The sequence below is a fragment of the Pseudomonas grandcourensis genome (assembly GCF_039909015.1).
Lineage (GTDB): Bacteria > Pseudomonadota > Gammaproteobacteria > Pseudomonadales > Pseudomonadaceae > Aquipseudomonas > Aquipseudomonas grandcourensis.
In genome coordinates, this window is the sequence record NZ_CP150919.1 from 1,636,136 (window position 1) to 1,650,239 (window position 14,104).

Below are 14,104 nucleotides of genomic sequence, written 5' to 3' on the forward strand. Positions count from 1 at the left end.
TGGGTGGTCTAGTGACCTGGCGCAACCCTTCAAGCCTGTACGCGCATCGAACCTCCCTTCGCACTTGTTGCTCCTGAGTGCCCTGGCCCGATTGAACGCTTTAGCGAGATCGGGCTTTTTTTTGCCTGCGATTCAGGAAACACCGATAAACCCTGTGGGAGCGAGTTTGCTCGCGATTGCGGTGGTTCAGTCAACATCACTGTCGACTGACACTCCGTCATCGCGAGCAAGCTCGCTCCCACAGGTTTTTGCGTGTTTTCCGACAGCTTTCGGGGATCGCGATTCAAAGCAAAACCCGCTATCGTCGCCACCATTCGAAATGAGGCGAGCATGGGCTATCTACTTTTTGTCACGCTGATCCAGGCGTTTTCCTTCAGTTTGATCGGCGAATACCTGGCCGGTCATGTCGACAGTTATTTTGCAGTCTTGGTACGAGTGCTGCTGGCGGGGCTGGTGTTCATCCCGCTGACCCGCTGGCGCTCGGTTGAGCCGGCATTCATGCGCGGCATGCTGTTGATCGGCGCGTTGCAGTTCGGCGTGACGTACGTCTGCCTGTACCTGAGCTTTCGCGTACTGACGGTGCCGGAAGTGTTGCTGTTCACCATCCTCACGCCGCTGCACGTGACCCTGATCGAAGATGCGCTCAATCGTCGCTTCAATCCCTGGGCCCTGGTCGCGGCGCTGGTGGCGGTGGCGGGGGCGGCGGTGATTCGCTTTGACCGGATCAACCCGGACTTCTTCATGGGATTCCTGTTGCTGCAACTGGCCAACTTCACCTACGCCGCCGGGCAGGTGCTCTATAAACACCTGGTCGCGCGCCACCCGAGTGATCTGCCGCATTACCGGCGCTTCGGCTACTTCTACCTCGGCGCACTGGCGGTGGCGTTGCCGGCATTTCTGTTGTTCGGCAAACAGAACTTCCTGCCCGAAGCACCGCTGCAATGGGGCGTGCTGCTATTCCTCGGCCTGGTCTCGACCGCTTTGGGGCTCTACTGGTGGAACAAAGGCGCGTGCCTGGTCAACGGCGGGACGCTGGCGGTGATGAACAACCTGCATGTGCCGGTGGGGTTGCTGATCAACTTGCTGATCTGGAACCAGCATGAAGAACTGGGGCGGCTGTTGCTCGGCGGTTCGGTGATTTTGCTGGCGGTGTGGATCAGCAGGTTGGGTATACGCAGGCCTTTGGCCGTTCACTAAACCCTGGGTAACCCGATATCCCTGTAGGAGTGAGCCTGCTCGCGATTGCGGTGGATCAGGCAACATCATCGTCGACTGACACTCCGCCATCGCGAGCAAGGGATTGTGTGATCTCCGAAAATCACTTCGGCGCCAGTTGCTCCACCAGGAACTCGATAAACGCTCGGGTCTTCTGCGGCACTCGCCGTGCCGACGAATACACCGCGTTGATGGTGATCGCCGGAGCCAGCCATTCGCACAGCACCGGCACCAGTCGTCCGGCCACCAGCGCATCCTCGACGATGAAGTCGGGCAGCAGGGCGATGCCCATGCCGGCTTCGGCGGCTTGGGCGAGCAGGTCGCCGTTGTTGGCGTGCAGTGGGCCGGTAACGTTCACTCGCTGGGTTTCCTTGCCATTGCACAGTTGCAGGCTGACACCGCTCTGCAGATACCCGTAGTTCAGGCATTGATGGGTGCGCAGATCCTGCGGAGTCTGCGGAACGCCCGCGCGCTCGAGATAAGCCGGGGACGCCACCATGATCCGTGGTGCGGGGGCCAGTTGCCGGGCGATCATCGTAGAGTCGGGCATGCTGGCGATACGAATGGTCACGTCAAAGCCGCCCCGCACCGGATCGACCTGCTGGTCGCTGAGCACCAGTTGCAGCTCTATGTTCGGGTGCTGTTCATGAAACAGCGGAATCAACGGCCCCAGCCGCCGAAGACCGAACGACATCGGCGCATTGACCCGCAACACACCGCGTAACTCGCCGATGCCGTCACGGGCGCGTTGCTCGGCCTCGTCCAGTGCCGCCAGCACCTCCCGTGCTGCGTCGAAATACTCGGCTCCGGCCTCGGTCAGGTGCAGGCTGCGGGTGGTGCGTTGCAGCAATTGCACGCCGATGGCTTCTTCCAGCGCCTGGATCTGTTTGCTGACTTTCGAGCGCGGTACGTCCATGGCCCGGGCGGCTGCGGCGAAGCCGTTCTCGCCGACCGTGACGACGAAGGCGCGCATGCATTCGATGCGATCCATATTGTCCCTATTTTGGAATCAATGATTCTCTATTTTAGGTAATTGTCCCTTTAATCGCCAGCCCCTAAAGTGACATCCAAGCCGACAACAACGCCGCTGAAGGCATCGTCGACTAACCCCTGACCCATTCGAAGTATCGACATCAAAAGGAACGCGCCATGTCTATTCGTGAACTGCTCAACCCAACCAACTCCGCCCTGATCCTGATCGACCACCAGCCGCAAATGGCATTCGGCGTTCAGTCCATCGACCGTCAGACCCTGAAGAACAACACCGTGGGCCTGGCCAAGGCGGCGAAGATCTTCAACGTGCCGACCATCTACACCTCGGTCGAAACCGAAAGCTTCAGCGGTTACATCTGGCCTGAATTGCTGGCGGTGCACCCGGATCAGAAGCCGATCGAGCGCACTTCGATGAACTCCTGGGAAGACAAGGCACTGGTCGACGCGGTGAAAGCCACCGGCCGCAAGAAGCTGATCATTGCCGCGCTGTGGACCGAGGTGTGCCTGACTTTCCCGGCACTGGAAGCCCTGGCTGAAGGCTACGAGGTGTACATCGTCACCGACGCTTCCGGTGGTACCAGCAAGGAAGCCCACGACATGTCGGTGCAACGGATGATTCAGGCCGGCGCGGTACCGGTGACCTGGCAACAAGTGTTGCTCGAGTACCAGCGTGACTGGGCGCACAAGGATACTTACGAGGCGGTGATGGAACTGGTGCTGGAACACAGCGGCGCGTACGGCATGGGCGTGGACTACGCCTACACCATGGTGCACAAGGCACCGCAGCGGCAGGTCAAGTAACCCGCAAATTCTGAAAACGATGTAACCCCTGTGGGAGCAAGCTTGCTCCCACAGGTTTTTTGGGTGTTACACCCTTCGTTTTTCCGCTTCGGGAATATGGCTTGCGCCCAGTACCGCCGGCAGTATCCCCGCCCGCAAATCCGTTCCGCTCGGCTGCTGATAAAGACTCAACCCAAACTCCGGCAGCACCGCCAGCAGATAGTCGAAAATATCCCCCTGGATCCGCTCGTAGTCGGCCCACGCCGTGGTTCGGGTAAAGCAGTAGATTTCCAGCGGAATACCCTGGGCCGTGGTCTGCATCTGGCGCACCATGCAGGTCATGTTCGGCTGGATCCCCGGGTGACTCTTCAGGTAGGCCAGCGCATAGGCGCGGAAAGTGCCGATGTTGGTCATCCGCCGACGGTTGGCCGACATGGCCGCGACGTTGCCCTGGGCTTCGTTCCAGGCCTTGAGTTCGGCCTGTTTGCGGGTCATGTAGTCGGTGAGCAAGTGCACTTGGGACAGCTTCTGCTCTTCGTCGTCACGCAGAAAACGTACGCCGCTGGCGTCGATGAACAGGCTGCGTTTGATTCGGCGGCCACCGGAAGCCTGCATGCCGCGCCAGTTCTTGAACGACTCGGACATCAGGCGCCAGGTCGGGATCGAGACGATGGTCTTGTCGAAGTTCTGCACCTTGACCGTGTGCAGCGTGATGTCCACCACATCGCCGTCGGCGCCCACCTGTGGCATCTCGATCCAGTCACCGACCCGCAGCATGTCGTTGCTGGTCAGTTGCACGCTGGCGACGAACGACAGCAGGGTGTCCTTGTAGACCAACAGAATCACCGCCGACATGGCGCCCAGACCCGACAGCAGCAACAGCGGCGAGCGGTCGATCAGCGTAGCGACGATGATGATCGCGCCAAACACGTACAGCACCATTTTCGCCAGTTGCACATAGCCCTTGATCGAGCGGGTGCGGGCGTGTTCGGTGCGGGCGTAGATGTCCAGCAGGGCGTTGAGCAGGGCGCTGACCGCCAGCAGCAGAAACAGGAAGGTGAAGGACAGGGCGACGTTGCCGAGGAAATTCAGGCTGGTTTTGCTCAGGTCCGGCACCAGATTGAGACCGAACTGGAGCACCAGCGAGGGCGCGATCTGCGCCAGGCGATGGAACACCTTGTTCTGTAGAAAATCATTGACCCAGTGCAGGGCCGGCTGGCGACCTAGCATTTTGGCCGCGTGCAGAATGAGGTAACGCGCCACCCGTCCGAGGAACAGAGCAATCGCCAACAGCAGCAACAGCGACAGGCTGGAGTGTACGAGCGGATGCTGGTCGAGGGCACCCCAAAGGTCCAGGGCATTGGTCCAGAGCTGTTTGATATCCATGGTCGAAAACGATTCTTCTGTAAGGCGCGAGAGGGGATTAGAGCATTTAAGACGCTTTGTATTACGTTCCGGGAAAAATCAGGCAACAAAAAACCAACTGTTTACCGCCATTTGTATAAAGAAACTCGGCCTGAGCGCTCGAAACCGTTACCCTATGCAGCTGTTTTTTTGCATTTCTTCGAGGTAGCACCCGTGTTTTCCCAATTCGCCCTGCACGAACGCCTGCTCAAAGCCGTGGCCGAGCTGAAATTTGTCGAGCCAACGCCTGTGCAAGCCGCGGCCATCCCGCTGGCGCTCCAGGGGCGTGACCTGCGGGTGACGGCGCAAACCGGTAGCGGCAAAACCGCAGCATTCGTTTTGCCCATCCTCAACCGTCTGATCGGCCCGGCGAAAATCCGCGTCAGCATCAAGACCCTGATCCTGTTGCCGACCCGCGAACTGGCCCAGCAGACCTTGAAAGAAGTTGAACGCTTCTCGCAGTTCACTTTCATCAAGTCCGGCCTGATCACCGGCGGTGAAGACTTCAAGGTCCAGGCCGCGATGCTGCGCAAGGTGCCGGACATCCTGATCGGTACCCCGGGCCGGATGATCGAGCAATTGAACGCCGGCAACCTCGACTTGAAAGAAGTTGAAGTACTGGTGCTCGACGAAGCCGACCGTATGCTCGACATGGGCTTCGCCGATGACGTTCAGCGTCTGGTCGATGAGTGCACCAACCGTCAGCAAACCATGCTGTTCTCCGCCACCACCGGTGGTTCGGGCCTGCGCGAGATGATCGCCAAGGTCCTGAACAACCCTGAGCACTTGCAGCTCAACGCGGTCAGCCAGCTGAACGAAACCACCCGTCAGCAAGTCATCACCGCTGACCACAACCAGCACAAAGAACAGATCGTCAACTGGCTGCTGGCCAACGAGACCTATCAGAAGGCCATCGTCTTCACCAACACCCGGGCCATGGCCGACCGTATCTACGGCCGCCTGGTGGCGCAGGAATACAAAGCGTTCGTGCTGCACGGCGAGAAAGACCAGAAGGATCGCAAACTGGCGATCGACCGCCTGAAGCAGGGCGGCGTGAAAATCCTCGTGGCCACCGACGTCGCCGCTCGCGGTCTGGACGTGGATGGCCTGGACCTGGTGATCAACTTCGACATGCCGCGCAGCGGCGACGAATACGTGCACCGCATCGGTCGTACCGGTCGCGCCGGTAACGATGGCCTGGCCATCTCGCTGATCTGCCACGGTGACTGGAACCTGATGTCGAGCATCGAGCGCTACCTCAAGCAGAGCTTCGAGCGCCGCACCATCAAGGAAGTCAAAGGCACCTACGGCGGACCGAAAAAGGTCAAGGCCTCGGGCAAGGCCGTCGGCGTGAAGAAGAAAAAGGCCGACGCCAAGGGCGACAAGAAGAAAACTGCCGCCAAGACCCCGACCAAGCGCAAGAGCGCCAACCGGCCCAAGAGCGATTCCCTGGTCAGCAAGGACGGCATGGCCCCGCTCAAGCGCCGCAAGCCGGAAGCGCCGGCGGCTGAGTAAGTCGTTGTCGTGACCCAAAAAAACCGGACTGATGTCCGGTTTTTTATGTGCGCCCAGCCCGCTTCCACAGGGGGCTGGTGTGAACACATATCTTGTGTACGACACAAAACCTGTGGGAGCGTGGCTTACCCGCGAAGGCCGCGCCTCGGTGTCTGGGGCTAACCACCATGACAGCAGCTCGACTTCTCCTGTTCCTCATATTTGTCGTGATGCCGCACCCACTCCATGATTTCGTCTTCGTTGCGACCCTTGGGCGTCAGGTCGAGGTAGTTGTAGGCGCCGACCAGCATGTCCAGGCCCCGGGCATAGGTGGAGTAGGTATGGAAAATCTCTCCGGCGTCATTGCGATAAAACACGCTCAGACCGGGAAGTTCTTCCTCGGCTCCGTCAGTTTTTTCGTAGTTGTACGTAGCCTTTCCGGCTGCGACCTCTTCGGCCCGGGCACAGATGCCAAAGTCGTAGTTGAAATCGCATCCTGCCGATGACACCCAGTCGAACTTCCAGCCCATGCGCCGTTTGAAGGCCTGGAATTCGGCGAACGGTGCGTGGGAAACCGCTACCACGGCCACATCATGGTGGGCCAGGTGCTGGTTGGCGCCGTCGATGTGATCGCTCAGGTACGAGCAACCGGGGCAGCCCTCGTCCCAGCCCTCGGCGAACATGAAGTGGTAGATGACCAACTGGCTGCGCCCCCCGAACAGGTCCGCCAGTTTCAGTTCGCCGTCGGGCCCCTGGAAGTGGTAGTCCTTGTCGATTTTTACCCAGGGCAGGGCGCGGCGTTCGGCGCTGAGCCGGTCTCTTTCCTTGGTGAAGGCTTTTTCGTGGGCAAGGTGCTGTTTGCGGGTGGCGAGCCATTCTTCCCGCGATACGACGGGATGATTCTGAATATTCATGTTGTTTTCTCCTGCGTGGGGCGGGGAGGTGACTTACACAGCCTAGTCGTTTGGCTCGCTTGGATTTCGACATACCGCCGGTCGGTCGTCAGCAAATGCCCGTCTGATCGACAGCAGTATTCCCGGCAATGATCACCCGCGACAGGTGCCGGACGAGCAGGCTCGCACACAGGGGACTTGTGTTGCAGTCAGCCTTGTTTCGCCGCTTTCAGGCACTTCAAGTCGCTGAAGTCCTTCCTCACGCCTTCAATTTTCTTTAGTAGTCGTGCGCGTTGGTTCGGCGTGCTTTCAGCCATCAGATCTACGAACAGCGAGCGCGCCTGGGCCTCGGTGTTGGCAAAGGCCTGACGGTAGGCGGGCGTCCACAAGCTCTCGCGATTGACCAGAAGTGTCTCGATGCGTTGTGGGAATTGGGGGCTCTGGCGTTGGGCAACGGCCGCGCTGAACTGCTTTTGCCAATGGGCCCGATTGGCAAGCCACTGGGAGTTCTGCTCGCCCAGGGCGTTGGACCATGTGGCTACCCGCTGTTGCTGGGTAGTGCTCAGTGGCCCGAGCCAGTCATTCAGGCGCTTCTCCATGCGCGCGCCGCGTTCCTTGATCTGCTGGTCGAGGGAAGGCTTGAGGTATTCCTCCTGGCGTTTGCGCTGGTCCTTGGCAAAGGCATCGTTCATTTCGGCGACTTGCTTGTCATCCAGCCCTTGCAGCAACTCGATGGCCGACGGGGTGATTTCCCGCGCGGTCTCGGCGATCGCCTGTTCGGCTTCACGGGCGCGGGCCTGCAAGGCGGCATCGGTGACCTGATTGGTGGCAATCATGGTTTGCAGGCGGTCCAGCCAGTCGAGGTAGCCGGGTAGTTGGGTGGTGCAGTGCCAGCTCAGGTGTTCCTTCAGGCGTTCGTCCAGCCAGCTTTTCTGCTCGCCGTTCATGTCCAGGTAGTCGCTGAGCGTCCACGGGATGATCACGTCGAGATTGCGGTAGGCCAGGCCCACGCGGCTGCACGCGCCGAGGGCGAGGGCGAGGGCGATGGTCAGCACAAAGGCGATATGTTTGAACCAGCGGGACATGGGCGAATCCTTGCGAAAGCCAGTCTTCGGGGTCTGATTCTCATGTGAACCCGGGAAGAGCCCGGCAGTTCAGCCGATCAATAGAACGCGTGTTCGGCCTTGAGTGTCACCAGCCCGTCGCATTGGCTATTGTGTCCGGCATAAGCCGAGCAACCGCTGCCGCTCAGGCTGGAGTCACTGTAGATCAGGTCGAGGTCGATGCCCATGAACGGACGGGTCAATTTCAGCGACCAATCGGTAAAACTGCCTACATACCCGCCATCCACCGCCACTGGCGTATTGAATTGGTGAGTGGTGTATTTCAGGCTGACGCCGACACCAAACGGTTGATTGCCGCTCAAGTCAGCGAACAGGGTGTTGTTCTGTTTGTCCGGGTCATTGCTGAAGGCGATGCCGAAACGGCTGCCGAGCAAGGTCAGGCCGCCGAACAGTTCCTGGCTGTCAGGGGTCGTGACTTCGGGGTAGCTGTAGCGGATCAGGCCCACTTCGTAGCCGAGGGTTTGGTCGAAGGGTTGTTTAAAGCCCAAGTAGGAATCGAGCTCGAGGTTTTTCCCCGGGCTGATGCCCATGCTGGGCGACCATTGGCCCACGTAGAAACCGCTGTCGTGGCTTAGGTCCAGGCCACCGTGGAACGAGCCGACGGCCGAGGGTTTGACCAGGCCCTGGGCCATGCTGCGGGTGGGGGTGGTGCCGAGCTTGAGGTCGAAGCCCCCCAGCTCACGCTGAAAGATTTGTGCGTGTGCCGCGGAGCAGACCAGCAGGCTGGTGAGCAATGCCGATAGATAGAAAGGTTTGAACATGCGTCACTCCATGAACAGCGAGGACAGGCTGGTGGGCCCGCTGAAACGCTTGATCCAGACGTGTGCAAGGATACCGGCGAATGATCGGCAATGAAGGCCGTTCGTCGATTTCTAAACGATTTGAAGGGGGGGCGCGGGAGTATCGAGGGTTCCAGTCCAAGCGCTTCGAAGCTCAAAGCGCTTTGGGACCAGGTGACGCGAGGGGATTACTTTTTGCCCAAAGTGATCTGCTTGGACGGGCCGAACGTCTGGCCGCTGACGCCTTTGGCAATTTGCTGGATTTCACCGCCGGACTTGAGGAACGCAGCGATCTGGCTGTTGATCGATTCGCTGGTTTCGACGGCTGGAGCTGGCTTTGCTTTGCTGGTGGATGCTTTTACGCGCATGGCGGCCATTAACCTGTAGAAAATTAACTTGGCCAGGCATCGTACAGGAATTACCTGATAATTGCTTGGCAAATATCCCCTCGGCATATTCGTGGGGGCGGGGTAATTAGTCACCGGCCAATATTCGAAATATGCACCTAAGTCGCTGTTTTAAATAATAACATTGCCTTGGAAAATACCGCGTGACGCCTGCCTGGGCATGGCGTAAATGCCCGGAACGGCCTGACGAGCGGCCGAGCGCGGGATGAAACCCCGGGAAAATTAAGGGTTTCAGAGGATTTTCTCGCGCCACCGGGCCGGCTGCCGAACGCGGCGCTTAAAACCGGGTAGAATGCCGCCCACGCAATGAGGGTATTGGACATGGCTTTAGTCGGGCGTTACAACAGTTTGCAAGTGGTTAAACACACTAACTTCGGTTTATATCTGGACGGTGGCGCGGATGGCGAAATTCTTCTGCCTAATCGTTATATTCCAAAAGATATTCCTACCGAAGATGAAGACTGGCTCAACGTTTTTATTTATCTGGACAGCGATGACAAACTCATCGCAACTACTGAAAAACCGAAAGTTCAAGTCGGTGAATTCGCCAGTTTGAAAGTTGTTGAAGTCAACAGTATCGGTGTATTCCTGGACTGGGGGTTGCCGAAAGACCTGTTGCTGCCGTTCTCCGAAGAGAAGCGCCAGATGACGGCGGGCGAGTATGTGGTGGTGCACGTCTATCTGGACAAGCACACTCGTCGCATCACCGCCACCGCACGTCTCGACCGCTACCTGGACAAGACCCCGGCCAACTACACCGCGGGCCAGGAAGTGGATCTGCTGGTGGCCGAGGCCACGGACATGGGCTTCAAGGCCATCATCAACAACAAGCACTGGGGCCTGATCCACAAGAACGAAATCTTCAAGTTCATGCGCGCCGGTAAAGAAGAAAAGGGCTTCATCAAGGAAGTTCGCGCCGACGGCAAGATCAGCCTGAGCCTGCAACCGGTCGGCCAGGAAGCGGCCACCAGCCTGAACTCGAAGATCCTCGCCAAGTTGCGCGAAAACAACGGCACCCTGCCGGTCAGCGACAAGAGCGATCCGGCGTTGATCAGCAGCCTGTTCGGTGTCAGCAAGGGCAACTTCAAGAAGGCCATCGGTGCGTTGTACAAGAATGGCCAGATTGTCATTCATGCCGATCGCATCGAACTCAGTTGATACGCTGACAATACAGAGGGCCAGGATGGCGCAAGCAGAGAAGTAGAGGTCTCTGGCAGGCGGCATTTTCTGGCCTTCTGGTTAATAATCGACAACATGATTCTTCGCCCCGGTGATTTCTTTTCAACGAGAAGGCCGGGGCTTTGCTTTTACTGCCGAGTCTTTGCCATGGATTGTGTCTTCGAGGTGTTCCGGTGAGCGCCACCCGGCGCAGCGCCGACGGGTTTGCCCTGCAAGTGATGGTCGGGTTGTGCCTGGTCTGGGGCGTGCAGCAGGTGATGATCAAGTGGGCGGCGGCCGATATCGCGCCGGTCATGCAGGCGGCCGGACGTTCCGGTATGTCGGCGTTGCTGGTCGGGCTGCTGATCTGCTGGAAGGGCGGCTGGAACCAGGTGGGTGCGACCTGGCGCGGCGGTCTGTTGGCCGGTGCCTTGTTCGGCCTGGAGTTCTTCTTCATTTCCGAAGGCCTGCAACTGACTACGGCTGCGCACATGTCGGTGTTCCTCTACACCGCGCCGATCTTCACCGCATTGGGTGTGCACTGGTTGCTGCCCAGTGAGCGATTGCGGCCGTTGCAATGGCTGGGGATTGTCCTGGCCTTTATCGGGATTGCCATTGCGTTTGCCGGCGGGGTGTCCTGGGACAACCTTGATTACCGCATGTTGATGGGCGATGCCTTGGGTGTGCTGGCGGGTGCCGCCTGGGGCGCGACCACGGTGGTGGTGCGCGCCTCGCGCCTGTCGGAAGCGCCGGTGACCCTGACGCTGTTCTATCAGTTGATTGTCGGCTTCTTCGGCTTGTTGTTGATTGCGCTGCTCAGCGGCCAGATCACCCATGTCAGCCTGACCAGCGTGGCGGTGACCAGTGTGCTGTTTCAGGGCGTGGTCGTGTCGTTCTTCAGTTACCTGATCTGGTTCTGGCTGCTGCGCCGTTACCTGGCAGCCAACCTCGCGGTGTTTTCGTTCATGACGCCATTGTTCGGCGTCACCTTCGGTGTGGTGCTGCTCGGCGAGGAACTGAGCCTGAACTTCGTCATCGGTGCCGTGCTGGTATTGGCGGGCATCACTTTTGTCAGCGCCGAGCAGTGGTTGCGCCGTCGTTTGCGCAAAGCCCTCGGGCAGCACTGACCGGCGCGAGCAGCAGACCGCCGGCGATCAACAGACCGCAACCGGCGACCACCAGTGCCGGCTGCAAACCGCCACTGAAATGACTGCTCAGCGCCGCCAGCAATGGCCCGCTGAGCTGGCCCACGGCAAAGCAGGCCGTCAGCAGGCCGGCATTGCGCTGGGTGGCGTGGGGCGCCAATTCCCGGGAGCGTTGCATCACCAGTTGCATGCAGGCCAGGAACGGCGTGCCGCACAGGATCACACCCAACGCCAGGCCTGGCCCGTTGCCCAGCAGGCAGGCGAACACACCAGCGGCTTGCAGCCATAACGTCGCCATCAACCAGTGACTCGTGGTGCCAGGTTTTTGCCGCCGCAGACTCACCAGCACCACGCCGGTTGCCGCCGCCAAACCAAAGCATGGCCAGAACAGGTCGGCCTGCCATTGGCCATGAAATTGCGCATTGGCCATTTGCGACAAAAAGGTCGCTGGAATGATGTAGCCCAATCCGTACAAGGCATAGATCCAGCCCAGGCGAGCGATGCCTTGATTGCCCGACGCGCTGGCGCTGGGCGCAGCCGTCGCGGTGGCACCCGGTTGTGGCAGGAACGGCAGGATCCCCAGCAACATCGCCAGTCCTGCGGCGGCATACACCAGCCACAAGGTGGCGGAAGTCTGGCCCAGCAGATTCGAGCCCAGGGCCAACAGACCTGTCAGAAAAATCCCCAAACCCGGTCCGGCGAAGACCAGGGCGCCGAGCCGAGGACGACCGGCCGCTGCCGCGAGCGGTTGGCTCAGGGCGGTAATCATCACCAACACCCAGGCGCTGGCCACGCCGGTGCCGAAGCGCAGCAGCAGGTGCGACCAGAAACCATTGGCCCAGAACGACGCCATGGTCAGCAATACGCAGAGCCACAATCCGCCGAGCAAGCGCCGGCGCACTTGCGCCGGCCGCCGGGAAAACATGGCGTCCACCGCGCCGATGAAATACCCGAGGTAGTTGGCGGCGGCAATCAGCCCGGCGGCGGTCAGGTCGATCTGGCCTTCGCTGAGCAGGTGCGGCAGTTGCGGTGTCAGGGCAAAACGGCCGATGCCCATGGCCATCATCAGGGCAACGAAACTGGCGGATAAGCGGATCAGGGGAGACATGGTCTGGATTCCGTCTGGAGGATCAATGACCGTCAGGCTAGGACTGATTGACTTTCTTTAAAAATGAATAATAGTGAGTAACTTGTTCTTTTTTGGAGAATATCGTGGAGTTCAGCCAATTGCGCATCTTCCAGGCGGTGGCGGAAGAAGGGTCCATCACCCGGGCCGCTGAACGGCTGCATCGAGTGCCGTCGAACCTGTCGACCCGACTCAAACAGCTGGAAGAGCAACTGGGCGTCGAACTGTTCCTGCGCGAACGTCAGCGTTTGCAGCTGTCGCCTGCGGGAAAAGTGTTGCTGGACTACACCGCCAGGTTGTTTGCCTTGCGCGACGAAGCCAGCGCGGCAGTGCAGGGTGGGCAGCCGGCGGGCGACTTCGTGCTCGGCACCATGTACAGCACGGCGGCGATTCACCTTCCGGGGCTATTGGCGCACTACCACCGCCTGTATCCGGCGGTGAACCTGCAAGTACAGTCCGGGCCCAGCGGTGAATTGCTCGATGGCCTGCTCACCGGTCGGCTCGATGCGGCGCTGGTGGATGGCCCCCTGGAACTGGCCGGGCTCGACGGGGTGCCCTTGTGCGACGAGCGCCTGGTGCTGATCAGCGAGGCCGACCATCCACCCGTGCGCAGCGCACTGGATGTGCAAGGTCGCTCGGTGTTCACCTTTCGCCAGGGCTGCTCCTACCGCATGCGCCTGGAAGCCTGGTTCGCCCATGACCATGCGGCCATGGGCCGGGCGATGGAGATCGAGTCCTATCCGGGGATGCTGGCATGCGTGATTGCCGGTTCGGGAGTGGCGCTGATGTCGGAGTCGATGCTCGCCAGTCTGCCGGGTCGTGAGAGTGTGGCCGTGCATCCGTTGGCCGAACCGTTCGCCAGTGCTACCACCTGGCTGATGTGGCGCAAGGGCATGGTCGGGGCCAACCTGAATGCCTGGATCGAGCAGCAACAGGTGGTTTTTCCGCCGGCACGGGTGCGGGTACAGGAAATTGCCTGAACACAGGCTGATTGTGATGGATTCAGTAACAGATCATTGTGACTTTGCGCGAGCATTGAGTAGGACTTCGGACTATTATCTGTACGAAGGGGCTACAGAACTTTGGCCGCTCGGCATTACCCTGAAGGGGGCACCATGAAAGAGAAAATCCAAAACTGGCTGCATGACTTGGGCGTCGCTCTCGGCTTGATCGAACCGCCACTGCAACCCGTGCCTGTTCGTACTGATGACGAACAACGTCGGCGCCAGCAGCGACGCCGGTAATGGCAGAAATCATCTGACAGGTGAAAGGTTTCCCGTGGCGAGGGAGCAAGCTCCCTTGCCGCTTCGTGTACGTTTGATCACCAGCCTTAGTACTGTTCGATCTCAAGCAAGAACCGGCTCAAATCATTCGCTGTCCTGGCGGTCTTGAGCATCCGGTCCTCCTCAGCCGTAAACGCCGTGACACCCAGTTCATCTTCCAGATGGAAGATCAGCTCCTCGATATCATTTTTATCCAATCCCAACTGCGCCAGGCTGGCGTTGTCGTCGAAGTCATCCCGACCTTCCAGCAGGCGGCTGATGTAGCGATGTACGACAGCACGTAGGGCGGCTTCTTTCATGATC

Annotated in this window: 15 protein-coding genes and 1 pseudogene; 8 read left to right on the forward strand and 8 right to left on the reverse strand. The window is 59.6% G+C overall.

The window, feature by feature from the left end:
• Nucleotides 1-121 precede the first annotated feature (121 nt).
• Both AABM52_RS07255 and AABM52_RS07260 read left to right on the forward strand, forming a co-directional pair.
• Nucleotides 122-247 (forward strand): annotated as a pseudogene (locus tag AABM52_RS07255) (metal ABC transporter ATP-binding protein); the annotation flags it as partial.
• Between the two features lie 83 nt (nt 248-330).
• Nucleotides 331-1,197: a carboxylate/amino acid/amine transporter gene (locus tag AABM52_RS07260; protein WP_347911108.1), complete on the forward strand. Its 867-nt coding sequence runs from the start codon at nt 331-333 to the stop codon at nt 1,195-1,197.
• A gap of 121 nt (nt 1,198-1,318) precedes the next feature.
• Here the strand turns inward: AABM52_RS07260 and AABM52_RS07265 are convergent, their stop codons facing one another.
• Nucleotides 1,319-2,206, reverse strand: a complete 888-nt coding sequence (locus AABM52_RS07265) for a LysR substrate-binding domain-containing protein (protein WP_347911109.1) — start codon at nt 2,204-2,206, stop codon at nt 1,319-1,321.
• A 158-nt stretch (nt 2,207-2,364) separates the two neighbouring features.
• Between AABM52_RS07265 and AABM52_RS07270 the strand changes: the two genes are divergently transcribed.
• Nucleotides 2,365-3,009, forward strand: a complete 645-nt coding sequence (locus AABM52_RS07270; RefSeq protein WP_008018228.1) for a hydrolase — start codon at nt 2,365-2,367, stop codon at nt 3,007-3,009.
• A gap of 66 nt (nt 3,010-3,075) precedes the next feature.
• Here the strand turns inward: AABM52_RS07270 and AABM52_RS07275 are convergent, their stop codons facing one another.
• The gene (locus AABM52_RS07275) at nt 3,076-4,374 is read right to left on the reverse strand and encodes a mechanosensitive ion channel family protein (protein WP_347911110.1); all 1,299 of its coding nucleotides are present in this window, start codon (nt 4,372-4,374) and stop codon (nt 3,076-3,078) included.
• A gap of 192 nt (nt 4,375-4,566) precedes the next feature.
• Here AABM52_RS07275 and AABM52_RS07280 point away from each other — a divergent pair, with 192 nt between their 5' ends.
• The gene (locus tag AABM52_RS07280) at nt 4,567-5,907 is read left to right on the forward strand and encodes a DEAD/DEAH box helicase (RefSeq protein WP_347911112.1); all 1,341 of its coding nucleotides are present in this window, start codon (nt 4,567-4,569) and stop codon (nt 5,905-5,907) included.
• 158 nt (nt 5,908-6,065) lie between these two features.
• Here the strand turns inward: AABM52_RS07280 and AABM52_RS07285 are convergent, their stop codons facing one another.
• The 4 genes from AABM52_RS07285 to AABM52_RS07300 all read right to left on the reverse strand — a co-directional run bounded on the left by AABM52_RS07285 (nt 6,066) and on the right by AABM52_RS07300 (nt 9,059).
• The gene (locus AABM52_RS07285) at nt 6,066-6,800 is read right to left on the reverse strand and encodes a thioredoxin family protein (RefSeq protein WP_347911114.1); all 735 of its coding nucleotides are present in this window, start codon (nt 6,798-6,800) and stop codon (nt 6,066-6,068) included.
• Between the two features lie 188 nt (nt 6,801-6,988).
• Nucleotides 6,989-7,864 carry a DUF6279 family lipoprotein gene (locus tag AABM52_RS07290; protein WP_347911115.1) on the reverse strand — a complete coding sequence of 292 codons (876 nt, stop codon included), beginning with the start codon at nt 7,862-7,864 and terminating at the stop codon, nt 6,989-6,991.
• A gap of 77 nt (nt 7,865-7,941) precedes the next feature.
• The gene (locus AABM52_RS07295; RefSeq protein ID WP_347911116.1) at nt 7,942-8,664 is read right to left on the reverse strand and encodes a TorF family putative porin; all 723 of its coding nucleotides are present in this window, start codon (nt 8,662-8,664) and stop codon (nt 7,942-7,944) included.
• Nucleotides 8,665-8,870: 206 nt separating this feature from the next.
• Nucleotides 8,871-9,059, reverse strand: coding sequence for a hypothetical protein (locus AABM52_RS07300; RefSeq protein ID WP_015096330.1), 189 nt, complete (start codon nt 9,057-9,059; stop codon nt 8,871-8,873).
• A 351-nt stretch (nt 9,060-9,410) separates the two neighbouring features.
• Between AABM52_RS07300 and AABM52_RS07305 the strand changes: the two genes are divergently transcribed.
• On the forward strand, nt 9,411-10,247 hold the full coding sequence (locus tag AABM52_RS07305; protein WP_347911117.1) for a S1-like domain-containing RNA-binding protein: 837 nt from the start codon (nt 9,411-9,413) through the stop codon (nt 10,245-10,247).
• Nucleotides 10,248-10,441: 194 nt separating this feature from the next.
• Nucleotides 10,442-11,374, forward strand: a complete 933-nt coding sequence (locus tag AABM52_RS07310; protein WP_347911118.1) for a DMT family transporter — start codon at nt 10,442-10,444, stop codon at nt 11,372-11,374.
• Here AABM52_RS07310 and AABM52_RS07315 read toward each other — a convergent pair.
• Nucleotides 11,319-12,500, reverse strand: coding sequence for an MFS transporter (locus AABM52_RS07315; protein WP_347911119.1), 1,182 nt, complete (start codon nt 12,498-12,500; stop codon nt 11,319-11,321). The genes AABM52_RS07310 and AABM52_RS07315 overlap by 56 nt on opposite strands.
• Before the next feature lie 104 nt (nt 12,501-12,604).
• Between AABM52_RS07315 and AABM52_RS07320 the strand changes: the two genes are divergently transcribed.
• Entirely contained in the window at nt 12,605-13,498 is an 894-nt protein-coding gene (locus tag AABM52_RS07320) for a LysR substrate-binding domain-containing protein (RefSeq protein ID WP_347911120.1), read from the forward strand.
• A gap of 135 nt (nt 13,499-13,633) precedes the next feature.
• Nucleotides 13,634-13,762 carry a PA1414 family protein gene (locus AABM52_RS07325; RefSeq protein ID WP_007972508.1) on the forward strand — a complete coding sequence of 43 codons (129 nt, stop codon included), beginning with the start codon at nt 13,634-13,636 and terminating at the stop codon, nt 13,760-13,762.
• A gap of 86 nt (nt 13,763-13,848) precedes the next feature.
• Here AABM52_RS07325 and AABM52_RS07330 read toward each other — a convergent pair whose 3' ends face one another.
• The gene (locus AABM52_RS07330) at nt 13,849-14,100 is read right to left on the reverse strand and encodes an acyl carrier protein (RefSeq protein ID WP_347911121.1); all 252 of its coding nucleotides are present in this window, start codon (nt 14,098-14,100) and stop codon (nt 13,849-13,851) included.
• Between the last annotated feature and the right edge of the window lie 4 nt (nt 14,101-14,104).